At 64.6% G+C, this 23,562-nt stretch carries 19 protein-coding genes; 5 read left to right on the top strand and 14 right to left on the bottom strand.

Features of this window, described 5'->3' with window-relative positions; all coding sequences use genetic code 11:
- Position 1: 1 nt before the first annotated feature.
- The 10 genes from JQ627_RS35990 to JQ627_RS35945 form a co-directional block, all read right to left on the bottom strand.
- Positions 2-3,112, bottom strand: coding sequence for an EAL domain-containing protein (locus JQ627_RS35990; RefSeq protein ID WP_212489079.1), 3,111 nt, complete (start codon positions 3,110-3,112; stop codon positions 2-4).
- Positions 3,113-3,288: 176 nt separating this feature from the next.
- The gene (locus JQ627_RS35985) at positions 3,289-4,374 is read right to left on the bottom strand and encodes a branched-chain amino acid ABC transporter permease (protein ID WP_212489078.1); all 1,086 of its coding nucleotides are present in this window, start codon (positions 4,372-4,374) and stop codon (positions 3,289-3,291) included.
- Positions 4,371-5,381 carry a branched-chain amino acid ABC transporter permease gene (locus tag JQ627_RS35980; protein ID WP_212489077.1) on the bottom strand — a complete coding sequence of 337 codons (1,011 nt, stop codon included), beginning with the start codon at positions 5,379-5,381 and terminating at the stop codon, positions 4,371-4,373. Before JQ627_RS35980 ends, JQ627_RS35985 begins: the two co-directional genes overlap by 4 nt.
- The gene (locus JQ627_RS35975; RefSeq protein WP_212489076.1) at positions 5,378-6,100 is read right to left on the bottom strand and encodes an ABC transporter ATP-binding protein; all 723 of its coding nucleotides are present in this window, start codon (positions 6,098-6,100) and stop codon (positions 5,378-5,380) included. The genes JQ627_RS35980 and JQ627_RS35975 overlap by 4 nt, the downstream gene beginning before the upstream one ends.
- Positions 6,097-6,861, bottom strand: a complete 765-nt coding sequence (locus JQ627_RS35970; RefSeq protein WP_212489075.1) for an ABC transporter ATP-binding protein — start codon at positions 6,859-6,861, stop codon at positions 6,097-6,099. The genes JQ627_RS35975 and JQ627_RS35970 overlap by 4 nt, the downstream gene beginning before the upstream one ends.
- A gap of 66 nt (positions 6,862-6,927) precedes the next feature.
- Entirely contained in the window at positions 6,928-8,112 is a 1,185-nt protein-coding gene (locus tag JQ627_RS35965) for a substrate-binding domain-containing protein (protein WP_212489074.1), read from the bottom strand.
- Positions 8,113-8,456: 344 nt separating this feature from the next.
- A complete protein-coding gene (locus JQ627_RS35960; protein ID WP_212489073.1) occupies positions 8,457-9,899 on the bottom strand; it encodes a sigma-54-dependent Fis family transcriptional regulator in 1,443 nt (480 codons plus the stop codon).
- 74 nt (positions 9,900-9,973) lie between these two features.
- Positions 9,974-11,710, bottom strand: a complete 1,737-nt coding sequence (locus tag JQ627_RS35955; RefSeq protein ID WP_212489072.1) for a bifunctional diguanylate cyclase/phosphodiesterase — start codon at positions 11,708-11,710, stop codon at positions 9,974-9,976.
- A 22-nt stretch (positions 11,711-11,732) separates the two neighbouring features.
- Positions 11,733-11,885: a hypothetical protein gene (locus JQ627_RS35950; RefSeq protein WP_212489071.1), complete on the bottom strand. Its 153-nt coding sequence runs from the start codon at positions 11,883-11,885 to the stop codon at positions 11,733-11,735.
- Positions 11,886-11,911: 26 nt separating this feature from the next.
- A complete protein-coding gene (locus JQ627_RS35945) occupies positions 11,912-12,877 on the bottom strand; it encodes a sensor histidine kinase (protein ID WP_212489070.1) in 966 nt (321 codons plus the stop codon).
- 179 nt (positions 12,878-13,056) lie between these two features.
- Here JQ627_RS35945 and JQ627_RS35940 point away from each other — a divergent pair, with 179 nt between their 5' ends.
- Positions 13,057-13,896, top strand: coding sequence for an SDR family NAD(P)-dependent oxidoreductase (locus tag JQ627_RS35940; RefSeq protein ID WP_212489069.1), 840 nt, complete (start codon positions 13,057-13,059; stop codon positions 13,894-13,896).
- A gap of 256 nt (positions 13,897-14,152) precedes the next feature.
- On the opposite strand, the gene JQ627_RS35935 is transcribed toward JQ627_RS35940, so the two are convergent.
- Both JQ627_RS35935 and JQ627_RS35930 read right to left on the bottom strand, forming a co-directional pair.
- Positions 14,153-15,526 (bottom strand): cytochrome P450, encoded by a 1,374-nt coding sequence (locus tag JQ627_RS35935; protein WP_212489068.1) that lies wholly within the window; start codon positions 15,524-15,526, stop codon positions 14,153-14,155.
- A gap of 138 nt (positions 15,527-15,664) precedes the next feature.
- Complete coding sequence (locus JQ627_RS35930; protein ID WP_212489067.1) at positions 15,665-16,900, bottom strand: LLM class flavin-dependent oxidoreductase; 1,236 nt, start codon at positions 16,898-16,900, stop codon at positions 15,665-15,667.
- Positions 16,901-17,256: 356 nt separating this feature from the next.
- Between JQ627_RS35930 and JQ627_RS35925 the strand changes: the two genes are divergently transcribed.
- Positions 17,257-18,669 carry an MFS transporter gene (locus JQ627_RS35925; RefSeq protein WP_212489066.1) on the top strand — a complete coding sequence of 471 codons (1,413 nt, stop codon included), beginning with the start codon at positions 17,257-17,259 and terminating at the stop codon, positions 18,667-18,669.
- 139 nt (positions 18,670-18,808) lie between these two features.
- Positions 18,809-20,017 carry a PHB depolymerase family esterase gene (locus tag JQ627_RS35920; RefSeq protein ID WP_212489065.1) on the top strand — a complete coding sequence of 403 codons (1,209 nt, stop codon included), beginning with the start codon at positions 18,809-18,811 and terminating at the stop codon, positions 20,015-20,017.
- Positions 20,018-20,176: 159 nt separating this feature from the next.
- Here JQ627_RS35920 and JQ627_RS35915 read toward each other — a convergent pair whose 3' ends face one another.
- On the bottom strand, positions 20,177-20,479 hold the full coding sequence (locus tag JQ627_RS35915) for a hypothetical protein (protein ID WP_249143674.1): 303 nt from the start codon (positions 20,477-20,479) through the stop codon (positions 20,177-20,179).
- A gap of 131 nt (positions 20,480-20,610) precedes the next feature.
- Here JQ627_RS35915 and JQ627_RS35910 point away from each other — a divergent pair, with 131 nt between their 5' ends.
- Complete coding sequence (locus JQ627_RS35910; protein WP_212489063.1) at positions 20,611-20,979, top strand: helix-turn-helix domain-containing protein; 369 nt, start codon at positions 20,611-20,613, stop codon at positions 20,977-20,979.
- Between the two features lie 3 nt (positions 20,980-20,982).
- On the opposite strand, the gene JQ627_RS35905 is transcribed toward JQ627_RS35910, so the two are convergent.
- Entirely contained in the window at positions 20,983-21,663 is a 681-nt protein-coding gene (locus JQ627_RS35905; protein WP_212489062.1) for an MBL fold metallo-hydrolase, read from the bottom strand.
- 185 nt (positions 21,664-21,848) lie between these two features.
- Here JQ627_RS35905 and JQ627_RS35900 point away from each other — a divergent pair, with 185 nt between their 5' ends.
- Positions 21,849-23,453, top strand: a complete 1,605-nt coding sequence (locus JQ627_RS35900) for an alpha-amylase family glycosyl hydrolase (RefSeq protein WP_212489061.1) — start codon at positions 21,849-21,851, stop codon at positions 23,451-23,453.
- Positions 23,454-23,562 lie beyond the last annotated feature (109 nt).

Raw genomic sequence — 23,562 nt, 5'->3', positions numbered from 1 at the left:
CTCAGGCCACCGCCGCCACCGGCGCGGCATCGGTCGGGCCGAACAGCCTTCGCACCTCGGTCGCCGGCTTCGGTTTGCTGAAAAGATAACCCTGCATCTCCGTGCAGCCGAGCGCGCGCAGCATCTCGCGCTGCGCCTCGGTCTCCACGCCTTCGGCAACCGTGGTCATGTTGCTGGCCGCGGCGATGTTCACCACCGCCTGCACGATCACCGGCGCGCCGCTCTCGTCCGCGATGTCGGCGACGAAGCAGCGGTCGATCTTGATCTTGTCGAACGGGAAGCGCTTCAGATAGCTCAGCGAGGAATAGCCGGTGCCGAAATCGTCGAGCGCGATGCGCACGCCGATGGAACGGAGCTGATGCAGGATCGAGAGCGCGGCCTCGTCGTCGCGGATCAGCACAGCCTCGGTGATTTCGAGCTCGAGCCGGGAGGGAGCGAGCCCGGAGGCGGCGAGGGCGCCCGCAATCCGCAGCGCCAGCGTGTCGCATTTCAACTGCACCGGCGAGACGTTGACCGCAATCCGCACATCCGCCGGCCAGGTCGCGGCCTCGTTGCAGGCCATGCGCAGCACCCAGTCGCCGAGCTCGTTGATCAGGCCGGTATCCTCGGCGATCGGAATGAACTCCGCCGGCGACACCCAGCCGCGTTCGGGATGCCGCCAGCGCAGCAGCGCCTCGCAGCCCGACACGTCGTTGGTGCGCAAATCGACCAGCGGCTGGTAGTGGATCTCGAAGCCGCCATTCACCAGCGCCTGGCGCAAATCCTGCTCCATGGTCAGGCGCGCCTTGGCGCTCGCATCCATCTCCGGCTCGAAGAAGCGATGGGTGCGGCGTCCTTCGGCCTTGGCGCCGTACATCGCCAGATCGGCGTGCTTGATGAGCTGGTCGAGATCGCTACCGTCCTGCGGCGCCAGCGCGATGCCGATGCTGGCGTCGGTGGAGAGCTGATGGCCGAGGCAGTGATAGGGCTGGCGGATCGCCTCGTAGATCCGCGTCACGAACGACAGCACGTCCGCAGAGGACTGGATGCCGGTCTGGATCACCGCGAACTCGTCGCCGCCGAGCCGTGCGATCAAATCGTTTCTCTTGAGGCAGCCGCGCAGCCGGGTCGCGATCGCCTTCAACAGCTCATCGCCGACGTGATGGCCGAGCGAATCGTTGATGCCCTTGAATTCGTCGACGTCGATATACAGCAGCGCGAACTGCTCGCCGCCGGCGACCTTCGTCAGCTCGCGCTCGATCTGGTCGCGGAACAGCGTGCGGTTCGGCAGGTCGGTCAGCGCGTCGTAATGCGCCATATGCGCGATCTTCTCGTCGGCGCGCCGCCGCTCGGTGACGTCATCGACGACGCTGATGAGGTAGCGCGGCTCGCCGGACTTGTCGCGAATGCCGATTCGGGTCGAGGTGATGTAGCGCGGTCCCTTGGTCTGGCTTTGCCAGGCGTGCTCGTCCTTGAACAATCCGTCGGCCGCCTCCAGCGCCTTGCTGTCGTCGTCAGTGACGACCCGGGCAGCGTCATCCGGATATATGTCGAAGGGAGTTTTGCCGACGATGGCTTCACTCGATTGGCCGAATTGCTCCACGGCAGTCCGGTTGATCAGCAGATATTGCCGCGTCCGGGCATCCTTCACCGTGATCTGCGAGGGGATGTGATCGATGATCTCGCGCAGGAACATGTAGTTGCGGTCGCGTTCCTGCTCCAGATTGCGCCGGTCGGTGATTTCCTCGATCGTGGCGACCCATCCGCCCTGCGCCAGCGGGGTGTTGATGACCTGGAAGGCGCGGCCGTTGGGCAGTTCGTGGATCCTGTTGGAAACCTTGCCTTCGGCGACGACCCGCATCACATCGGTGCAAAATGCCTCGACGTCGCCGCCGAACGCGCCACGCTCCTTGCGATGCTGCATCGCCTCGCGGATGTGACAGCCGGGCTTGATGACGTCGTGGGACAGGCCGAACATCTCGGAGTAGCGGCGGTTGCAGGTGACGATGAATCCGGCGGCGTCGTACAGGATCAGCCCTTGCGACATGTTGTTCAGGGCGGTGTCGAGCCGCAGCCGTTCCGCTTCGATCCGCTCCTGGGCTTCCCGGTTCTGCCGGCTGATCTGGCGGATGATCAGGAAGAGGATCAACGCGATCACGATCGCCGAAAGCGTTGCCGTGGTGACCATGAAGCCGGTCTGCTGGCGCCAGTCGGCCAGCGCGGCGCTCGTGGTGTTGGTCGCGACGATGACCAGCGGGAAATGCGACAGCGAGGCCCCCGAGCCAAGGCGGTCCTCGCCGTCGATCGGACCCTTGACGCGCAGCGTGTGCCGGCCGCCCTCGGCCAGCATCTTGCGCATCAGCGGCGCGTCCTTGAAATTCCTGCCGATCAGCTCTTCGACGTGCGGATAGCGCGCCAGCATCTTGCCTTCGCGATCGAACAGCGAGATTGCCGTACCCTCGGCAAGCGCGACAGATGCGAAATACTCGCGGTAGCTGTCCGGATCGATCCTCCGGACCATTGTGCCGAGGAAGGTGCCATCTGCGCCGTTCAGCCGCCGCGCGACGACCGTGGTCCATTTGCCGATGATGAAGCTGCGGACGGATTCCAGGATGACCGGTTCGGCCATCGGATCGGATTTGAACGTCTGGAAGTAGGCGCGCGAGGAAACGTTGATCTTGGGCAGCGGCTCGGCCCGCGACCAGTTGATCAGCTCGCCGTCGGCATCGTAGATCGCGATGTCGCCGAGATAGGACACGGAGCTGATCTTGCTCCGCAGCATCTGGTTCGTGGCCGCTCCGGACATGCGCTCGCGGAACATCGCGGGCGAGGCGATCTCCGGCAGGTTCATCTGCCCGATCAGGTCGGCCGCGACGATGTCGGAATCCTGGAATTGCTGATCGAAATGCCGTGCGATCAGCTGCACTGTGTTTTCCAGCTCGCGCTCGCGATTGGCCAGGGTGCGCTCGCGGAATTCGCCGACGGCCATGGCGGTCACGGCAAAGATCCCCGCGACCAGCAACACGCCGCACAGGGTCAGCCACAGGACGGGACCACGCCGCGTCGCGGCCTCCCAACCGCCTCTCGCGGCTAGGGATATTCCGGCTGCGATCCCTGCAAAGACCTGGTGCATTACCCCCCTCCCTGGAGGGACAGGAATACACCGCACAAATGGCGCAAACCTTAGGAAAGCCAGTTACCTAAGCATTAATCCGGTTGCGCGAGCTGGCCCTTGTGCAGCGAAACGAGAATCGCGCCGCGGTTGTGCGTCGCGCACAGCAATCGCTGCGCTGCATCGTTAACCGATGCTTAATGCGAGGCGCCCGCACTCTTGTCGCCGCCGCCATGGCGCAGCCGTCCGACTACGCCGGTAGGGAAGAAATAGACGCTGGCGATGAACAGCAGCCCGAGCCACAGCAGCCAGCGATCGGGATGCAACAACCCCGGCAGCAGCGGCAGGCCTGCTTCGCTCGCCGCCTTCGAGGCAACGCCCATCAACGACTGAAGATAGTTCTGGGCGAGGATGAAGATGGTGGCGCCGATGATCGCACCATAGATCGTGCCCATGCCGCCGATCACCACCATCAGGAGAATGTCGAGCATGATCGAGAAGCTGAGCGAGGTGTCGGGTCCGGCGTAGCGCAGCCACAGCGCGTTCAAAATGCCGGCGCTGGCGGCGACCAGCGCGGCGAGGCAGTTGGCGTAGGTCAGATGGAAGACAGTGCGAAAGCCGAGCGCCTCGGCGCGAAAACGGTTCTCGCGGATCGCCTGGAGCACGCGCCCGAACGGCGAGTTCACGACACGCAACAAAGCGAGGATCATCAGGGCGGAGATCGCGAACACCAGGTAGAAGGTCAGGATGCGGCCGTTGATCTCGAATCCGAACAGGTTTTTGGAGATCAGCACGGTGCCGGGCCGCAACAGCTCCGGCAGCTGGAAGCTGCGCCCGTCCTCGCCGCCGGTCAGCCAGGACAATTGCGAAGCCAGCACCTGGAAGGCGGAAGCGACCGCGAGCGTGATCATGGCAAAGAAGATCGCGGCGACCCGCAACGAGAACAAGCCGATTGCGAGCGCGAGCAGCGCCGCGAGCGGCAGGCCGACGACGATGCCGGTTGCGACCGCGGCCCAGTTCGGGCCCATGCCGTACAGCGCGATCGCGATGGCGTAGCTGCCGATGCCGTAGAACATGGTGTGGGCGAACGACACCGAGCCGGTATAACCGAGCAGGAGGTCGTAGGAGGCGACCAGCGCGGCGAAGACGCAGATCTTGGCGGCGACGTTCAGCGCCTTGGCGCCCGGAAACAGGAACGGCGTCGCCGCCAGCGCCAGGATGATGACGACAAGCAGGAGTGTAAGGACGCGGCTGCGCGGCGGATCGCCGGAGAGAAGCATCATCGGCTGGTCACCGCATAGAGGCCGCGCGGCCGCCACATCAGAATGGCGACCATCAGCAGGATGTTGGAGACGAGGGCGAGTTTCGGCACCAGGAAGCCGCCGTAATTGGCGACCATCGCGACCAGGATGGCACCGATGAAGCAGCCGCCGATCGACCCTAAGCCGCCGATGATGACGACGATGAAGATCAGGACGGTGAGGTCGTCGCTCATGGAGGCGTGGACCTGCTCGCGATAGAGCGCCCACATCACGCCCCCGAGGCCGGCGAGCGCCGAGCCCGTCATGAACACGCCGAGAAACAGGCGGCGGATGCGATAGCCGAGCGCCTCGACCATCTCGCGGTTCTCGACACCGGCGCGGATCAGAAGGCCGAGCTTGGTGCGGTTGAGCACGAGCTGGATCGCGATGAAGACCGCGAGGCCGATCAGCATCGCCAGCACGCGGTATTTGGCGATCGCGACGTCGCCGAGGATGAAGGAGCCCCGCAGCGATGTCGGCAGCGGCATCGGGATGATCTGCGGTCCCCACAGCGCATAGAGCGTCTGCTCGGCGACGATCAGGCCGCCCGTCGTCATCAGGATCTGCTTCAGATGCTGGCCGTAGACGGGCAGGATCAGCACGCGCTCGACGACCAGGCCGAGCGCGCCGGACACCGCCATCGACAGCAGCGCCGCCGGCGCCAGCACCGCAAGGTTCATCCACAGCGAATCCGCCTGCATCGAGGCCGCGAATGGTGCCAGCACGAGCGTCGCGACATAGGCGCCAACAGCGATGAAGGCGCCGTGGCCGAAATTGAGCACGTCCATCAGGCCGAACACCAGCGTCAGGCCGGAGGCCATGATGAAGATCATCATGCCCATGGCGAGGCTCGCGGCGGTCAATGTCAGCCAGGTGCTGGGTGACCCGACCAGGGGAATCATCGCAAGCGCCAGTGCGACCGGCAGCAGGATCGGCGCAAGATCGCGCTTCGGCTTCGGCAGCGGATCATTTGCGGCGAGTTCAGTCACTGATGCGCCTCCAGGCTCAGGCCGAGCAGCCGCTCCTGCAGCGGCACGTCGGCGGCCAGCGCCGCCATCTCGCCGCGATGGACGATGGTGCCGTTATCCATGACCAGCACGTTGTCGCCGAGCTCGCGCGCGGCAAAGAAATTCTGTTCGACCAGCAGGATCGTCGCGCCCTTGCGCTTGATCTCCTTCAGGCACTCGATCAGTGCCATGACGATCGCGGGCGCCAGCCCCTTGGTCGGCTCGTCGATCAGAAGCAGCTTGCGCGGCTCGACGATGGCGCGCGCGATCGACAACATCTGCTTCTGCCCGCCCGAGAGGCTTCCGGCGCGCGACAGCCAGAACCGACGCAGCGCGGGGAAGAAGCCGAAGATCCAGTCGAGCTGGGTATCGTCGAGCGGCCCGTCGCGCGCCGCCAGCACCAGATTTTCCTTCACCGTGAGGTCGGAGAACACCGCCATGCTCTCTGGCACGTAGCCGACGCCGAGCCGCGCGATGTCGGGCGTGGCGCGGCTCTCGATGCGCTCGCCGGCAAGGCTGATCTCGCCGCTGGAGGCCTGCCACAGGCCCATGATGGTCCGCAGCGTCGTGGTCTTGCCGGCGCCGTTGCGGCCGAGCAGCATGGTGGTCTGGCCCTGCGGCACTGCGAGGTCGATGCCCTGGAGGATGTGGTAGCGGCCGATATGCGTGTGCACGCCGGAGAGCTTTAGGAGATCGGTCATGCTGCACTCTTTGGAGCAACGCCGAGATAGGCTTCCTGCACGATCGGCGAGGCGATCACCTCGGCCGGCGGGCCATCGGCGACGAGCTGCCCGTTATGCAGCACGATGATACGGTCGGCGAGCGAGCGCACCACGTCCATCTTGTGCTCGACCAGGAGGATGATCTTGCTCTTGTCCTGCTTCAGTTGCGCGATCAGGTTGAGGACGACAGGCACCTCGTCGATGCTCATGCCGGCGGTCGGCTCGTCGAACATGAACACTTTCGGCTCCAGCGCGATCATCAGCGCCACCTCGAGCTTGCGCTGGTCGCCATGCGACAGCGCGGTCGCGGCGACGCCGCGGCGGTTGCCGAGTGCGACCTGTTCGAGGATGGCATCGGCGCGGGCGATCAGGTCGCGGCGGACCATCCAGGGCCGCAGCATGTCGTAATGGGTGCCGCTGGCCGCCTGCACCGCGAGGCGGACGTTCTCCTCCACGGTGAGGTTCGGGAACAGGTTGGTGAGCTGGAAGGCGCGCCCGAGGCCCGCGCGGGTGCGCAGCGGTGCGGAATGCTGGGTGATGTCGGCGCCGTCAAACAGGATGCTGCCGCGTGAGGCGCGCAGCTGGCCCGAGATCAGGTTGAAATAGGTGGTCTTGCCGGCGCCGTTCGGCCCGACGATCGCGGTGAGTTCGCCCGGGCGGAACGTGCAGGTGACGCTGTTGACCGCGACATGGCCGCCGAAGCGGATGGTGAGGTCGCGCGTCTCTAGCGTCAGGGCCATCGGGATAACTCTGGAGGATTTGAACGGGGTCCTCTCCCCGCGCGTGCGGGGAGAGGAGATTTGATCTCAGCGCTTGTTGCGGACCGGAACGTCCATGTCCTCGATCTTCAGCTCGCGCACCGGCTCGAGCACGGCCCAGGCGACGTTCGGATCGACCTTGACCTTGAAGTGATACATGCTCTGGAGCGCCTGATGGTCTTCCTTGCGGAACACCATCTTGCCCTTCGGCGTGTCGAACTCCAGCCCTTCCATCGCCGTGATCAGCTTCTCGGTGTCGGTCGACTTCGCCTTGGTGACGGCGGCGACGACGGACATCGCGGCCGCAAAGCCACCCGCGGTGAAGAAGTCCGGCGGCGCGTTGAAGCGCTTTTGGTGCTCGGCGACGAACCAGTCGTTCACCGGGTTCTTCGGGATCTCATAGAAATAATAGGTCGCGCCTTCCATGCCGGGCAGGCCCTTATAGGCGGCGAGCGCCGGCAGGATGTTGCCGCCGGTCGAGAGCTCGATGCCGTAGCGCTTCGGGTCCATGTCCTGAAGCTTGGCCAGCGGATTGCCGGCGCCGGCCCAGATCACCCAGATCACCTTGCGGCCGGGCTTGTCCTTCAGCGCGTCGAACAGGCGCTGGCCGACCGCGGTGAAGTCGGTGGTGTTGGTCGGAGCATATTCTTCCGCGGCGAGGGTCGCGCCGGTCTTGGCCAGCGCCTCCTTGAAGGCGGCGACGCCGTCGCGGCCGAAGGCGTAGTCCTGGGCCAGCGTCGCAACGGTGACGCCCTGCTTGCCGATCGCGACCGCGTTCGAGATCGCGTCCTGCGACGAATTGCGCGCGGTGCGGAAGATGTAGCGATTCCACTTCTCGCCGGTAATCTGGTCCGCGACCGCGGGCTCGACGATCAGGATCTTCTTGTTCTCCTCGGCGACGGGGAGAATGGCGAGGGCTGCGGCCGACGAGGTCGTGCCGATCGCGATGTCGGCCTTGTCGTCCTGATAGGCTTCCGCGAGCGCGGCCTTCGACAGGTCGGGCTTGCCCTGGTCGTCCTTGGTGATGACGACGATCTTGCGACCGTCGAGCGTCATGGTGCCCTTGGTGGCGTATTCAAAACCCATTTGCAGGCCGGTTTCGGTCTGCTTGGCATAGGCCTCGAGCGGGCCGGTCTTGCCGTAGATCAGTGCGACCTTGAGGTCGTCGGCTTGCGCGGAGGCACCCGCGGCCAGGCCGAGAATGGCTGCTGTGAGAATGAGCGATCGACGCACGATGGTTCCTCCCTAAATGAACTGCCTTGGCCACAGCGATTTGCACAAGTGTGCAAACATTGCAATTCCACCTTCCGGCGGAGCCTGCACGAGGCGCATGTGACAGTCTCTTGACGCGTGCGTGCCGGATCGTCGCAAGCCGCGACCAATTCGCGTTAACGATTCCCTGGCTTCACGTCAGCCCATGCGTTTCCTCAACTCGGCTGAGAGCAAGCCCTGCGCCAGATGCGGAGTGTTGCATCCCTATGGCTGAAAATGCGGCAGCTTCACTGCAAATGCCGCGGGCGAACGCCGATGTCGCCGTGTCAGGAATCCGAGACTCCAGACACGCGCTGTCTCGAAATTCAGACAGGCGGCGATCCCGACGCCAGTCCGAACTTGGCGAGCTTCTTGTAGAACGTCGCGCGCGAGATGCGCAGCATCCGTGCGGCTTCCGAGATCTGCCCGTTGCTGGCGGCGAGCGCATGCTCGAGCGTCTGCTTCTCGAACTCCGCCTCGGCTTCGGCATAGGGGACGACCGAGCCGATCATCTGCGGCGCCGGTTGCGGGGCGGCATCCGCGCTGACCGGCAGGATGTGAACGAAATCGTCGCCGGTCAGGCGCCCGGAATCGCTGAGGATCAGCGCGCGCTCCAGAATGTTGCGGAGCTCGCGGACGTTGCCGGGCCAGTCGTAGCGCGCGAGCGCCGACAATCCGCTCGGCGTGATCCTGGCATTGAGGAAATCGCCGGAGGCGCCGATGTCCTCGATCAGCCGCGCGCAGATGTCGGGCAGATCGTCGAGGCATTTTCTGAGAGGAGGCAGGTCGATCGAGAGCACGTTGAGGCGGTAGTAGAGATCGGCGCGGAAGGCGCCGTCGCTGACGCGCTTGCGCAAGTCCACATTGGTCGCGGCAATGACGCGCACATCGACCTTGGTGATCCTGTCCGAACCGAGCGGCTCGATCTCGCGCTCCTGCAGCACGCGCAACAGCTTGGCCTGCAATTGCAGCGGCATCTCGCCGATCTCGTCGAGGAACAGCGTGCCGCCATCGGCGATCCGGAACTTGCCCTCGCGGCCCCTGCGGTCGGCGCCGGTGTAGGCGCCCGGCGCAGTGCCGAAGAATTCGGACTCGATCAGCGTTTCCGGGATCGCCGCGGCATTGACGCTGACGAACGGCTTGTCCGCACGCGAGGACGCATTGTGGATCGCCTGCGCCAGCAGTTCCTTGCCGGTGCCGGTCTCGCCGGTGAGCAGCACGGTCACGCTCTGCCGTGCCGCGCGCTTGGCGAACTCCTTGGCCTGCGCGATCGCCGGTGTCGTGCCGACGAAATCGGCAAGGGTGAAGCGCGCCGCGCGGGCGTTGGACAATTGCCGCCGCGCCAGCCGCAGATCGCTCTCGAGCCGGGTGACGCGGGCGAGCAGCGGCTTGAGGCTCTCGAGGTGGTCATAGAGCACGAAGCCGATCGCGCCGATGACATTGCGGTCCTCGTCCTCGATCGGCATGCGCGTCACCACGAGCTGTTCGCCGCCGAGCTCCATGATGTCGAGCAGGATCGGCTCGCCGCTCTCGGCGACGTTCCGCATCAGGCTGTTCGGGATGATCTCCTCGATCGGCCGTCCGATTGCTTCGGTGGTGTGCTTGAGGCCGAGCGAGGCCAGGTATTTCTCGTTGACGTAGATGACCCGCCCGGCGCGATCGATCGCGATCGCGCCCTCGCACAGATGCTCCAGCCGCTCGAACAGCGTCACCATCGCCCGCGCGCGGACATAGGCGGGATTGGTGACGTCGGGAGAGGATGGTGACATGGCGCGCCTCGGGGAGGTTCGCCTGTTTCTTACCAAAAGCGCAGTAATTTCAAAGGGGAATCGGTGTGACGGGGTTAACGCCGATACCCGTTGGCCCGCGAATAGCCCTGGCGGTTCTGCTGCATCGGGCGGCTGGCCACGTTGGCGCGGGACTCGCTGGAAGCGGGGGTTGCGAGCTTGAGCTCCTCGAGGAAGATCGGCCGGGCGAAATAATAGCCTTGCGCGTAGCGGATCTTGGTCGCGGCCTGCAGATAGGCCAGCTCCTCGTAGGATTCGAGACCTTCGGCGATCACGGTCATGCCGAGCGCTTCGCTCAGGGATTCGATCGCGCGCAAGATGCCCTGGCTGCGCGGGCGCTTATGGATGTCGGTGATGAAGGAGCGGTCGATCTTGATCTCGTCGGCGGTGATGTCGGCGAGCGCCGAGAGCGAGGAATAGCCTGTGCCGAAATCGTCGATCGAGATGCCGACGCCGAGCTTGCGGAACATCGGCAGGATCTCGGCCTGGAAGTGATTCTTGGCGACGAAGGCGTCTTCCGTCACCTCGATCATGAAGCGCTGCGGAAAGCCGGTGTCGTCGAGCGCCTGGGCGAAATTGCGCATGAATTCGGGATTGCCGGCCTGCTTGGCGGCGACGTTGATGCTGATGGTCGCTTCCGCGCCGAAGGTGTCGTTGATCAGGTCGATCGACTTGACGATCTCGGCGAGCACGAGATGGGTGAGTTCGTCGATCAGTCCCAATTCGCTGGCAAGGTTGATGAACGAGCCCGGCGCCTGGATCACGCCCTCGTCGTCGCGCAGGCGCACCAGCGCTTCGATGCCCTTCACGGCCTGGGTCCGGATGTCGACCTTGGACTGGAACGCGCAGCAGAAGCGCTTTTCCAGGATCGCGAGCCGCAGCGACTGCTCGATCTTGGTCCGCGCCTGTGCCTCGCGCTCCATGCTGGCGTCGAAGAACGCCGCCATTCCCTTGCCGTCATTCTTGATGCGGTACATCGCGATGTCGGCATTCTGGCGCAGCGTCTCGAAGCTGCGGCCGTGATCGGGATAGAGACTGATGCCGACCGAGGTGGAGGCGAACAGCTCCGAACTGTCGATGAAGAACGGCGCAGTCAGCCGCTCCAGCGTCGACTGCATGAACTCGGCGACTTCCTCCTGGCTCTGGATCGGCGAGAGCAGCAGCAGGAATTCGTCGCCGGAAATGCGCGACAGCATGTCGGAATCGCGCAGGTCGCGCCCGAGCCGCTTCGACAGCTCGACCAGCAGCGCGTCGCCGACGGCGTGGCCGTAATAGTCGTTGATGTGCTTGAAATTGTCGACGTCGAGGAAGGCTAGCGCGAAACGCTCGCCGCTACGATCCTTCGCGAGCAGGCTGTTGGCACGATGCTCGATCACGCGCCGCGAGGGCAGGCCGGTCAGCTCGTCGAAATAGGCGGAGCGGAACAGCTGATCCTCGAAATTCTTCTGCTCGGTGATGTCGGAGGAGGCCGAGATCAGCAGCTCGCGTCCGGCCAGGCGAACGGGGCGATGGGTCGTCAGCAGCACCTGGCGTGCGGCTCCCTCATGGAGCGCTTCCTCGGAGATGACCGCCTCGCCGGACCTCAGTGCCCGCTGGCAGGCTTCCCGGCGCGGCGTCAGATCGGGCGAGGGTCGGCTGCCGTCCATGCCGAGTTGCGCCGCCGCGACATCGTTAACCAGCAAAAGTTGTCCCTGCGCGTCCTGCACGGTCAAGCCAGCCGGCAGCATTCTAACGATTTCCTTGAGAAATCCGAGTTCGGCTTCACTCGCGCCGGAATATCTATTGTCGTTCATAGAAGTCATGAATCTTGTTGGTTCAGCGCGCCTTTGCAATGCCCGCGATCTTGCGCAGTTCCCTCTTAGGTTTGGTTAAGGGGTCAGCAGAAATACGGGGGTGTTTTGCGGCGATGCGACGCGTGCGACCCATCGTCATTAACAGGGCGTCAACGCGCCCGGCGAAACTGCGCATGGAGCGCGCGTCTCGTTCGCTTGCGTCTAGCCGCTTTGCGGGATGCGGCATTGCATGATGCAATGCAGGCCAGTCTTGAGATACGAGACCTCGGACTTGCCGTCGAAAGCTGACAGCGCCGATTTCAGCAGCTTTGTGCCGAAGCCGGGCTCGGAGACCTTATCGATGCTCGGGCCCTCGGTTTCATCCCAGGTGACGGTCAGACGGTCGCCGCTGACGGTCCATGACACCTGCAATAATCCGCGCGGCGCGGAGAACGCACCATATTTGCCCGCGTTGGTGGCGAGCTCATGAAACATCAGCGACAGCGTGACCGCGAGCTTCGGCGGCAGGAACAGCTGGTCGCCGTTGAGCGTGAAGCGGACATGCCCGTAAGGTCCGAGCTCCGCGATCAGGAGATCGCGGATATCGCAGCCGCCCTTGTCGATCCGCGAGATCAGATCGTCGGTTGCGGCCAGCGACCGTAGCCGCGGATCGATCCGGGCCCAGACCTGCGGCTGGTCGTGCAGCACCTGGTGTAGCACGGCGTGCGCCGTCGACAGCTTGTTCTTCAGCCGGTGCTGGAGCTCGTCGACCAGCAGCTTGCGATAGTCTTCTTCCTCGATCAGGCGTTTGGAGATTCGGCGCTGCTCCGCCAGCATCGCGCGATAATGCTCGACGCCCCAGATGGTGAGCGCGGAGACGCCCCAATAGAGGGTCAGCAAGGTGAACCTGGAGCGATCGGCAAAAGCGTCGCCGAAATTGACGACGACGCCGAGCACGCCGCCGACCAGCGCCGTGATGATGCCGATCCGCAAGCCGCCGAATGCGGCGGCAAAGAACACGGCCGGGAAGTACGGGGTGAAGTAGACATCGGGCCGCACATGCGCGAGACCCCAGCGCGCCAGCGTCGCAACCAGCAGGCAGGCGACCGCGAAAGCGAGGCTCAGAGCGAGCGATGGCGCCGCCACGCCCTGCCAGCCCTTGCGGAATTCGTCGATCAGCTTCTCCATGCCCGGCCCGGTTGCGCTATGCGCGCGTAAATCGAGAAAGGAGCGGGAATGTTACGCATGTCGCATGCACAAGCAAAGCTTGCCTTGTCGCGGACCGGCAGGAATAGTGACTGTCGCGGCGCCGAAATCGATCGGCGTCCGCCATTTGGCATCCAATCATTCGAGAACAGGAGCATTCCATGGGCAGGCTGGATGGCAAGGTTGCGGTGATTACGGGCGCGACGAGCGGGATCGGCTTGCGAACCGCGGAAGTCTTCGTTGCCGAAGGTGCCAAAATTGTGATCGCGGGACGGCGCATACCGGAAGGCGAGGCGCTGGCGAAGCAGCTCGGGGCCGTCTGCATCTTCCGCCAGACCGACGTGACGGTCGAAGCGCAGATGCAGGCGCTGATCGCGCTCGCGGTGGAGAAGTTCGGCCGGATCGACTGCCTGTTCAACAATGCCGGCGGCCCGGCGCAGACCGGGGGCATCGAGAGCCTCGAGGTCGAACGCTTCGACGCCGCGATGGCGACGCTGGTACGCAGCGTCATGCTCGGCATGAAGCACGCCGCGCCCGTCATGAAGAAACAGGGTTCTGGCAGCATCATCAACAATGGCAGCATCGCAGGCCGACTTGCCGGTTTTTCCTCCTCGGTCGTCTATGGCGCGGCCAAGGCGGCGGTGATCCATCTCACCAAATGCGTGGCGATGGAGCTCGGCGAGTCCAATGTGCGCGTCAACTCGATCTCGCCCGGCGCGATCGCGACCGGCATTTTCGGCAAGGCGCTGGGGCTCACGACCGATGCCGCGGAGGCGACGCCGGCCGTGATGCGCGAGGTGTTCAAGACCGCGCAGCCGATCCCGCGCGCGGGCCTTCCCGATGACATCGCGCAGGCCGCGGTGTTTCTCGCGAGCGACGAATCGAGCTTCGTCAACGGACACGATCTTGTCGTCGACGGCGCCGTCACCGGCGGCCGCAACTGGAGCCAGCAGCAGCAGGGCTACGCCGCAATGCGCAAGGCGTTCGATCAGGGGGCGTAGTTGCTGCGGGCTGCCGTGCCCACCAATTCTTTCCATCTCGGCAAATCGTGGGCACGGCGCTGCGCGCCTTTGCCCACCCTACGAGACCAGCGCTCGCGGCAGGTCTCGTGCCCCGGACGCAGCGCAGCGCTTCTTCAGCGGTGCGCTGCAGAGCCGGGGCCCATCTCTCCGAGCTGAAAGTATCGCAAGATTCTGGGTCCCGGCTCTGCGCAGCAGCGCAAGCGCTGCAGCGCGTCCGGGACACGAGAGATGTGAGCTACACCGCCTTCACCCTGACCTTCAACCCATCCCGCGGCTTGGGGATCGGCCACATCTGCCAGTCCGGCTTGTAGCCCGGCTCCAGCGACACCTCGATGTTCTGCAAGAAGTGCCGTGCGAAGCATTTTGCCTGCATATAGGCGAAGTGCAGGCCGAGGCACATATGCGCGCCGCCGCCGAACGGCACCCAGGCGAAGCGATGCCGGTTGCGCTGGGCTTCCTCGGTGAAGCGCAAGGGATCGAAGCGATCCGGCTCCGGCCAGATGTCCTTCATGTGGTGGGTGTAGAGCGGATTGACGCCGACGGCGGTGCCGGCGGGAATCGTAAAGCCCTTGAAGGTGAAGTCGCGCATTGCCCGGCGCGGCATCGAGGGTACCGGGGGCTTGATCCGCAACGCTTCCTTGAACGCCATCTCCGACAGCGGCATTTTTTCGAGGTCGTCGAAGCTGCTCGGCGAACCCGGTGCGAGCCCCAGCGCAAGAACCTCGGCGCGCAATCTATCCTGCCAGTCCGGATTGGCGGCGAGCTCGCCGATGAATGAGGTCAGCGACGAGGTCAGCGTGTCGTGCGCCGCCATCATCAGGAAGCTCATGTGGTCGATGATGTCCTGCTCGGAGAGCAGGGCGCCATCCTCGTGGGTGGCGCGGCAGAGTTGCGAGAACAGATCATCGCCGCCGTGATTGCCGCGTCGCAGCGGAATCTGCTCGCGGAAATAGGCGACGATGCGCTTGCGTCCCTTAACGCCGGCCGCCATCTGGGTGCCCGGCAGCGGCCGGCGGATCGGGGCGACGGCGGCCGCGACCATATCGACGAAGGCGCGGTTGATCTCGTCGACCTCCGGCCCGATATCGGCACCGAGGAAGGACGCCGCCGCGAGGTCGAGCGTGAGCTGCTTCATCGCCGGATAGAGCCGCATCTCGCCGGGCTTTGCCTTCCACTGCGCGACGCGCGCGGCGATGCCGCGGTCGAGATCGCTCAGATACGACTTCATCGGCCCCGACTTGAACGCGACCGACAGCGCCTTGCGATGCAGACGGTGCTCGTCGAAATCGAGCAGCATCAGGCCGCGCGGAAACAACAGGCCGAGCACCTTGTTCCAGCCGTGGGTCGAGGAGAACAGCTTCTGCTGGTCGAACAGCACGAGCTCGTTGGCCTCGGGGCCGAGCAGCACGACGTTGGTCTCGCCGAAAATATGGGTGCGGTAGACCGGGCCGTATTTGGCGCCGTTCGCCTCGATATGTCCCTTGGGGTCGGCGAGCACCTGAAAGGTCTTGCCGATGATCGGCCAGCCCTCGTCGCCGGGAATGTGCGTCAGCTCGTTGCGCTTGGGCGCGATGAACGGAAGCGCAGGGGCGACATTCTGCATCGACATGACGATTGCTCCGGTTGACCGACCGAACAGCCGCGCGAACACAGATGACTACGGCCCGCGCCAGCTGACCGGGGTCAGCATAGCACAGGCCGGGATGTCTTTCTTGTGAACGTCGTTACAAGCGTAATTCCGACGGGCCTACCGCTTCGCCGCTTCCTTCTGCAAATCCGGGGCGTTGACGGCGGGAATGGCGACGCGGCCGGCGCCGGTCACCTTCAGGGCCTCTGCAGCCTTCTCGTTCTCCATGATCTTCGCCATCACGGCCTGCCCGGCGCGTTCGAAGATCGCGCGATTCTCGATCACGAACTTTTGCGACTTGCGCAGTCCATCGATATAGCCGTTGATCTCGGGCACGACATAGCGCGCCACCAGGTCCCAGCTGCGGCGGGTATTCTCGGGATTGGCCCAATCGTGCACGAAGCCGATCACGGCGCCGACGCCGCCCGACACCTGCATCACGTTCTTGATCATCTTGACGAGGTCGTCGGGTGTGCCGATGACGGAGGCCGCGCCGTCGACGAAAGCGGTCTTGTCCACGGCCTCGTCGGGCGAGGCAAACGCGGTCAGGCCCGGCCGCTGCAGCGTGCCGACGTTATATTCGTTGTGCCAGCGCATCAGGCCGGCGCCGGCTTCGCGGCGGGCCTGCTCGCGGGTCTCGGCGAGGTGCCAGGTCAGCAGCACGCGCCAGTTCGCCCGATCCACCTTGGTGCCGTGTTTCCTGGCGGCGTCCTCGGCGAACTGCCATTGCTGTTGCAGGGACATCAACCCCTGCGTCGTCATCGAGCCCAGCGAGATGATGCCGATGCCGTATTTGCCGGCGAGCGTCATGCCCGAGGGCGAGATCTGCGAGGCCACCACGAACGGCATCTCCTCCTGCAAGGGCAGGATCTGGAGCGCGGCGTCGTTCATGGTGAACCAGTCGCTCTTCGCGGTGACGCGCTCGCCATTGAACAGGCGGCGGATCACGCCGATGGCCTCGTCCTGGCGGTCGCGCTGCGTCATCGGGTCGATGCCGAGCGTGTGCGCGTCCGACGCCAGCGCGCCGGGACCGGAGCCGAAAATGGCGCGGCCGCCGGTCATGTGGTCGAGCTGCACCATGCGCTGGGCGACGTTGAAGGGATGATGATAGGGCAGCGACACCACGCCGGTGCCGAGCTTGATCCGCTTGGTGCGCTCGCCGGCCGCGGCCAGAAACATCTCGGGCGAGGCGATCATCTCCCAGCCGGAGGAATGATGCTCGCCGCACCAGAACTCGTCATAACCGAGCGCGTCGAGCTGCTCGACCAGGTCGAGATCGCGCCGGAACTGGAGCATCGGATGCTCCCCGATCGGGTGATGCGGGGCAAGGAAGGCTCCGAACTTCAGGCGCGCCATGGCGTTCTCTCCGGCTGAATTTTCTGTTTGTTGAGGCGATGAGGCTACGTGCTGGCGATAGCGAACGCAATCGCGCGGTGTCCCGCGCGGCGGAATGCAGGCATGCGCAGCGAAGACCGCTCTCTTCTTTTTCTCCCGATTTTGTGCGCACACGCTCCCTCGGCCGTCATGGCCGGGACAAGCCCTGGCATGACGAGAGGCCAGAGCGGTGAAGCTCGCCGCTACAGCGTCATCAAGCCCCACGGCACCAACAGCAATCGGGCCAAAGCGGCAAGTCCTACCTCGGAGGTAATCGCACCGATGACGCCGATCTGCGAGCTTTGCGCGCAAATAAATCGCTGAAGGCTCGCGCGAAAATGCATCAAACCGTCACAAAACAACTCGATTCGTCGCGCCGCTGGGGAGTGCTGGCGATCGTCGTCGCCGCTCAGTTCATGTTCGGCGTCGATGCCTTCATCGTGAACGTCGCCATCCCGACCATCGCGGTCGACCTGCATGCGACGCCGGCGCAGATCGAATCCGTCATCGCGATCTATCTGATCGCCTATGCGACGCTGGTCGTCACGGGCGGTCGCCTTGGCGACATCCACGGCACGAAGAACGTATTCATCGTCGGCGTGCTCGGTTTCACGGCGACCTCGCTGTGGTGCGGGTTGGCGCAATCGGGCGCGGAGCTGATCATCGCGCGGCTGGCGCAGGGCGCGACTGCAGCGCTGATGGTGCCGCAGGTGCTGGCGACGCTGCATCTGCTGTTCACCGACGAACAGCGCAGCCGCGCTTTCGCCGTCTACGGCATCGTGCTCGGGCTTGCGGGCGCCGCGGGCTTTCTGCTCGGTGGTCTCCTGGTCACGATCGACCTCGCCGGTACCGGCTGGCGCTCGGTGTTCTTCGTCAACGTGCCCTGCGGCCTCGTCATTGCGGCCACCGCCTGGCGGATCATGCCGTCGGCGCCGCGCCGGGCCGGCACGCGGCTCGACATCAAGGGCAGCATGGTGCTGTTCGCGGGGCTGCTGTGCCTGATCGGTCCGCTGCTGTTCGGTCACGATGTCGGCTGGGCGCCGTGGCTATGGGCCGTGATGGCGATCGGCGGCGCGATCCTCGTCGCGTTCTTGAAGCTCGAGCATGCGGTTGCGCGCGCCGGCGGCATGCCGCTGATCGATCTGACGCTGCTGTCCGACGCCGCTTTCCTGCGCGGGCTCGGCGCGGCGTTCTTTTTCTTCGTCGCCAATCTCTCATTCTATCTCGTCATGACGCTGTTCATGCAGCGCGGCCTGAAGATCCCGCCGCTCGCGGCCGGCATGGCCTTCATTCCGCTCGCGCTGGCCTTCGTGGTCGCGTCGCGTCACAGCGGCGCGCGGGCGCGCCATCGCGGGACCAAGGTGTTGATCGAAGGCTGCGCATTGCAGATTGCGGGCCTTGCGGCGCTTGCGCTTCTTGTCGTCCATGACGATGCACCGACGCCGGTCGCGCTCGCGCTGACCATGATCATCTTCGGCTACGGCCAGGGGCTGGTGATGGCGCCGCTGTCAGGTGCGGTGCTCTCGACGGTGAAGCCTGTCGCGGCAGGCTCGGCGTCCGGCATCTACGGCACGACAGCGCAGATCGGAAATGCGGCCGGAGTGGCCGCAATCGGCGCGGCGTTCTTTGCGATCGAAGCGCTGCAATCGGCGCGCGCAGGCTTCTTCGTTTCGCTCGCCGCGTTTGCGGTGTTAATCACGATCTGCGCCGCATTTCTGGCGTGGATGCGCCGCGTCTCTGCACGAAGTTGAGGCATTGCGGTTAATTCATGCGGATTCCTGCGGATTTTTGCGTGATTTCGGGTGATTGACAGCACACGGGCTTTTTATTTTGCACCGCAGCAACTATTTGGTTTGGGTGAACGTTGAACGTCGCCTGCCAGGAGTTGCCGTGTCGCTTGCTAAAAATCTTGCTCTCTTGAGACATCTGCCAAAGGTGGATGGTCTGCGCCTTGCCGAGTTCGGCCGGAGCGCGGACGTGTCCAGCCCGCTGGAAGAGGTCACCGGCTTCGGCGACAATCCCGGGAACTTGCGCATGTTCGCGTTCGTGCCGGCGCAACTCCAGAAGCCGCGCGCGCTCGTCGTCGTGCTGCATGGCTGCGGCCAGACCGCAGCAAGCTACGATCTCGGTGCGGGATGGTCGACGCTCGCGCAGCATTACGGCTTTGCGCTGGTGATGCCCGAGCAGCAGCGCATCAACAACGGCAACACCTGCTTCAACTGGTTCAATCCGGAAGACACTGCGCGGGACGGCGGCGAGGCGCGGTCGATTCGCGAGATGATCGCGCATATGGCCGAAGCGCACCGCATCGATCCCAGGCGCGTCTTCATCACCGGTCTGTCCGCCGGCGGCGGCATGACCTCGGTGATGCTCGCGACCTATCCTGAAGTCTTCGCGGCCGGCGCGGTGATCGCCGGATTGCCCTATGGCATCGCCTCGAACCTGCGCGAGGCGCTGGACGGCATGTTCCATTCGCCGGCACGGCCGGAGCGCGAACTCGGCGATCTCGTGCGGCGTGCCTCGAACCATCGCGGGCCGTGGCCGAAGATATCGGTGTGGCACGGCAGCGCCGACCGCACCGTCAATCCCGGCAATGCCAGCGAGATCGTCAAGCAGTGGCTCGATTTGCATGATCTGCCGGCCGCGCCGATGGCGGAGACCATTGTCGATGGCTATCCGCGCCAGGCCTGGTGGAACAAGGACGGCGAAACACTGGTCGAATCCTACGCCATCACCGACATGGCGCATGGCACGCCGCTCGGCCTCGCCGACAATGATCAGCGCTACGGCCTGGAAGGCGCGTTCCTGATCGAGGCCGGTATCTCCTCGTCGTACCACATCGCAAAGTTCTTCGGCCTCACCGGCTGGATTGCAGACGCGGCCCGGACGAAGATCGAGGCCGGGTCTTCGACGTCGAAGCCTGCCACGTCGACGCCCGCGACGTCGAAGCCGGTGCTTTCACCCGCACCGCATCTCGCCCGCTCGATCCGCGCCGCAGTCGCCGAAGAGCCGGCCGCGCTGAAGCGCGAGAAGGCTCGCGGCCTCGATCTCGGCCAGATCATCACGCGCGCGCTGACCGCCGCGGGTTTGATGAAGTAGCCTCGCCGTCGTTCCTGCGAACGCAGGGACCCATGCCGCGGAATCTATCGATCGCGGCCGGTCGAAGTACCGAACGACGAGTCTTCGCCAAACCTCTCCCTGTGGCCATGGTCCCGGATCTGCGCCTGCGCTTGTCCGGGACGACAGCGGAGTTTGTGCCTACGCCGTCTGATCGATCCATTCGATCGGCGTCACCGTTACCTCGCCGCCGGCGACCTTCCGCGTCATCTCCTGATAGGCCTTGAAGAAGTCGCGGGATTGCAGCGCTTTTTGCGCGGCATCGTCGGTGACGCTGGCGAGGTGGAAATAGCTGCCGTCGTCGCGGTTCTTCAGGACGCGATAGCCGATCCGCCCCTTCAGCTCCGGATCGCCGTCGATCGCCTTGACGAAGCGGCCGATCTCCTGGTGCCAGGCTTCCGTCGTGCCGTTCCTGAATTCGTACCTGATCATGAAGTGCTTCATGTGACGCTCCCTGTTCATCATGTGCGTCATCATCTGCGGCTTGCGTGCGATCCTGCAAGTATGGACAAAATTGATAGTATGGACTTTTTCGGCGTCGCTCCTATTTTCATCTCGCACATGGAGGAGACGACATGGCAAGGGCAAACCCGGCGCGCACCTGTCCGGTTGCGGCCTTTCAGAAGATGATCAGCGGCAAGTACAAGCTCCGCATCGTCTGGGACCTCAAGGACGGTCCGCGTCGCTATGGCGAGATCAGGAGCGGCCTGTTGCGCGGCACAGAGGGCAGCGCAGAGATCACCCCGCGGGTGCTCAGCCGCGAATTGAAGGCGCTGACCCAAAGCGGCCTGATCGACCGCAAGGATTTTGGCGAGGTGCCGCCGAAGGTCGAGTATCGCCTGACCCGCAAGGGCAAGAGTTTTGTGCCGGTCGTTGCGGCCATCCGCGAATGGGGCGAGCGCAACCTCAGTGAGACGGCGGCGTTGGCGGAGGCCGCCGAGTAACGCCTACATCTCGCCGGTGATGAACGGATTGGTCATCCGCTCCTGGCCGATGCTCGAGCCGGCGCCGTGGCCGCAGATGAAGCCGACATCGTCGCCGAGCGGCAAGAGCTTGGTCTTGATCGAATTGATCAGCGTGGCGTGACTGCCGCCGGGCAGGTCGGTGCGCCCGACCGAGCCTGCGAACAGGACGTCGCCGACATGGGCGAAACGTAACGCCTTGTTGAAGAACACCACGCTGCCCGGCGAGTGGCCGGGGCAGTGGAGAATGTCGAACGTCAAGCCGCCGATCGACACGCTGTCGCCTTCGTCGAGCCAGCGGTCCGGTTCGAAATTGCGACCGCCGGTCATGCCGAAGCGCGCGCCGCTCTCCACGACATTGTCGAGCAGGAATTTATCCGCGACATGCGGCCCCTCGATCGGCACCTTCAAGGCATCGCGCAATTCGGCGGCACCGCCGACATGGTCGATATGGCCGTGGGTCAGCCAGATCTTCTCCACGGTGACGCCGGTCTGCTTGATTGCGTCGAGAATCTTCGGCACGTCGCCGCCGGGATCGATCACCACGGCTTTCTTGCCGGGCTCGTCCCAGATGATGGTGCAGTTCTGCTCGAACAGCGTCACGGGGACGATGATCGCGCCGGCCTTGGCCTGCTGTGAATCCTGGGTGTCATTTTGCTCGGTCATGGCGCCACAATGCCGATTTTTGCCATGCCGCCAAGCAAAAGATTCGTGCCAACGACCCGGAGCGCGTCCGGGAACAGTCGCGCCTGCCGCCACACGGGCGTCCCAATTGGCTCGCCAACTTGAACCGGGGCGTTCCTTGCGCGTTCACTGGCGCGAGACGCAGATTTTCGGGTGGGGTTTCCGGCATGGCTCAGGGCGGCGACAATTGGTGGCGCGACGGCATCTTCTATCAGATCTACCCGCGCTCCTTTCAGGACAGCGACGGTGACGGCGTCGGCGATCTCGCCGGCATTTTGCGCCGGCTGCCTTATGTGAAATCGCTCGGCGTCGACGCGATCTGGCTGTCGCCGATCTTTCCCTCGCCGATGGCCGATTTCGGCTACGACATCTCCGACTATACCGGCATCGAGCCGCTGTTCGGCACGATGGCGGATTTCGACGCGCTGCTCGCGGCTGCGCATGACAACGGCCTGAAGCTGATCCTCGATCTCGTGCCCAACCACACCTCCGACCAGCATCCCTGGTTTGTCGAGAGCCGGTCCTCGCGCGATAATCCCAAACGGAACTGGTACGTCTGGCGCGATCCGGCCGCCGACGAGGGAGTCCCGAACAACTGGCTGTCCGAGTTTGGCGGCAGCGCGTGGCAATTCGACGAGACCACGGGCCAATATTACTACCACGCTTTCCTTGCCCAGCAGCCGGACCTCAACTGGCGTAATCCGGACGTCCGCGCGGCGATCTACGACGTGATGCGGTTCTGGCTGGAGAAGGGCGTCGACGGCTTCCGCGTCGACGTGATCTGGCACCTGATCAAGGATGCCGAATTCCGCGATAACCCGCCGAACCCGCATTACGTCGAGGGCCGGCCGCCGAACGAGAAGATCCTGACGCAATACTCCACCGACCAGCCGGAGGTGCATGACGTCATCGCCGAGATGCGGCGCGTCACGGACGCGTATCGCGACCGCGTGCTGATCGGCGAAATCTACCTGCCGCTGCACCGGCTGATGGCCTATTACGGCAACGATCTCACCGGCGCGCAGATGCCGTTCAACTTCGCGCTGCTCTCGACGTTCTGGAGCGCGCGCTCGATCGAGAAGATCGTCGAGGATTACGAGAAGGTACTGCCGAGGGGCGCCTGGCCAAACTGGGTGCTCGGCAATCACGATCGTCCGCGCGTCGCAAGCCGTGTCGGGCCAGAGCAGGCCCGCGTCGCCGCCATGCTGCTGCTGACGCTGCGCGGCACGCCGACGCTCTATTACGGCGACGAGATCGGCATGCATCAGCTCGCGATCGCGCCGGAGGACGTGCGCGATCCCTTCGAGAAGAATGTGCCCGGCATCGGGGTGGGGCGCGACGGCTGTCGTACGCCGATGCAGTGGGATGGGTCGCCGGCCAGCGGCTTCTCCGGCGTAAGGCCGTGGCTGCCGCTGCCGGAGGACCATATCCACGAGAACGTCGCCAATCTCGAAGCCGATTCGCGTTCGATCCTCAACCTGTACAGGCGGCTGATTGCCTTGCGGAAGGCTTCTCCGGCGCTGGTCGCGGGCGACTATCATCCGATCGCCGCGCAAGGCGATCTGCTGGTCTATCGCCGCGAGGCCGAGGGCACGGCGGTGGTCGTCGTGCTCAATCTCGGGCCCGACCCCATCGCCGTGACCACCAGCGCGATCCGTTTCGGCAGCGAGATCTTGCTGTCGACGTTCCTGGATCGCGAGGGCGAGAGGCTGGAAGGCGTGCTGGACCTGCGCGGCAACGAGGGCGTGGTGGTGATGCCGCCTCATATCTAGCTGTCGTCCCGGACTACGGGGGGTCGACGCTCTCTCCTCGTCATTGCGAGCGTAGCGAAGCAATCCAGACTGTCCCCGCGGAAGGATTCTGGATTGCTTCGCTGCGCTC

This window comes from Bradyrhizobium liaoningense (assembly GCF_018130785.1).
GTDB lineage: Bacteria > Pseudomonadota > Alphaproteobacteria > Rhizobiales > Xanthobacteraceae > Bradyrhizobium > Bradyrhizobium liaoningense_A.
This window is presented reverse-complemented; position numbering and strand designations above follow the sequence as displayed.

Coding starts and splice junctions, on each gene's coding strand:
- JQ627_RS35990 (WP_212489079.1), bottom strand. CDS start 3,112: ATGCACCAGGTCTTTGCAGGGATCGCAGCCGGAATATCCCTAGCCGCG.
- JQ627_RS35985 (WP_212489078.1), bottom strand. CDS start 4,374: ATGATGCTTCTCTCCGGCGATCCGCCGCGCAGCCGCGTCCTTACACTC.
- JQ627_RS35975 (WP_212489076.1), bottom strand. CDS start 6,100: ATGACCGATCTCCTAAAGCTCTCCGGCGTGCACACGCATATCGGCCGC.
- JQ627_RS35970 (WP_212489075.1), bottom strand. CDS start 6,861: ATGGCCCTGACGCTAGAGACGCGCGACCTCACCATCCGCTTCGGCGGC.
- JQ627_RS35960 (WP_212489073.1), bottom strand. CDS start 9,899: ATGTCACCATCCTCTCCCGACGTCACCAATCCCGCCTATGTCCGCGCG.
- JQ627_RS35955 (WP_212489072.1), bottom strand. CDS start 11,710: ATGAACGACAATAGATATTCCGGCGCGAGTGAAGCCGAACTCGGATTT.
- JQ627_RS35950 (WP_212489071.1), bottom strand. CDS start 11,885: ATGCGCAGTTTCGCCGGGCGCGTTGACGCCCTGTTAATGACGATGGGT.
- JQ627_RS35945 (WP_212489070.1), bottom strand. CDS start 12,877: ATGGAGAAGCTGATCGACGAATTCCGCAAGGGCTGGCAGGGCGTGGCG.
- JQ627_RS35940 (WP_212489069.1), top strand. CDS start 13,057: ATGGGCAGGCTGGATGGCAAGGTTGCGGTGATTACGGGCGCGACGAGC.
- JQ627_RS35935 (WP_212489068.1), bottom strand. CDS start 15,526: ATGTCGATGCAGAATGTCGCCCCTGCGCTTCCGTTCATCGCGCCCAAG.
- JQ627_RS35930 (WP_212489067.1), bottom strand. CDS start 16,900: ATGGCGCGCCTGAAGTTCGGAGCCTTCCTTGCCCCGCATCACCCGATC.
- JQ627_RS35925 (WP_212489066.1), top strand. CDS start 17,257: ATGCATCAAACCGTCACAAAACAACTCGATTCGTCGCGCCGCTGGGGA.
- JQ627_RS35915 (WP_249143674.1), bottom strand. CDS start 20,479: ATGAAGCACTTCATGATCAGGTACGAATTCAGGAACGGCACGACGGAA.
- JQ627_RS35910 (WP_212489063.1), top strand. CDS start 20,611: ATGGCAAGGGCAAACCCGGCGCGCACCTGTCCGGTTGCGGCCTTTCAG.
- JQ627_RS35905 (WP_212489062.1), bottom strand. CDS start 21,663: ATGACCGAGCAAAATGACACCCAGGATTCACAGCAGGCCAAGGCCGGC.
- JQ627_RS35900 (WP_212489061.1), top strand. CDS start 21,849: ATGGCTCAGGGCGGCGACAATTGGTGGCGCGACGGCATCTTCTATCAG.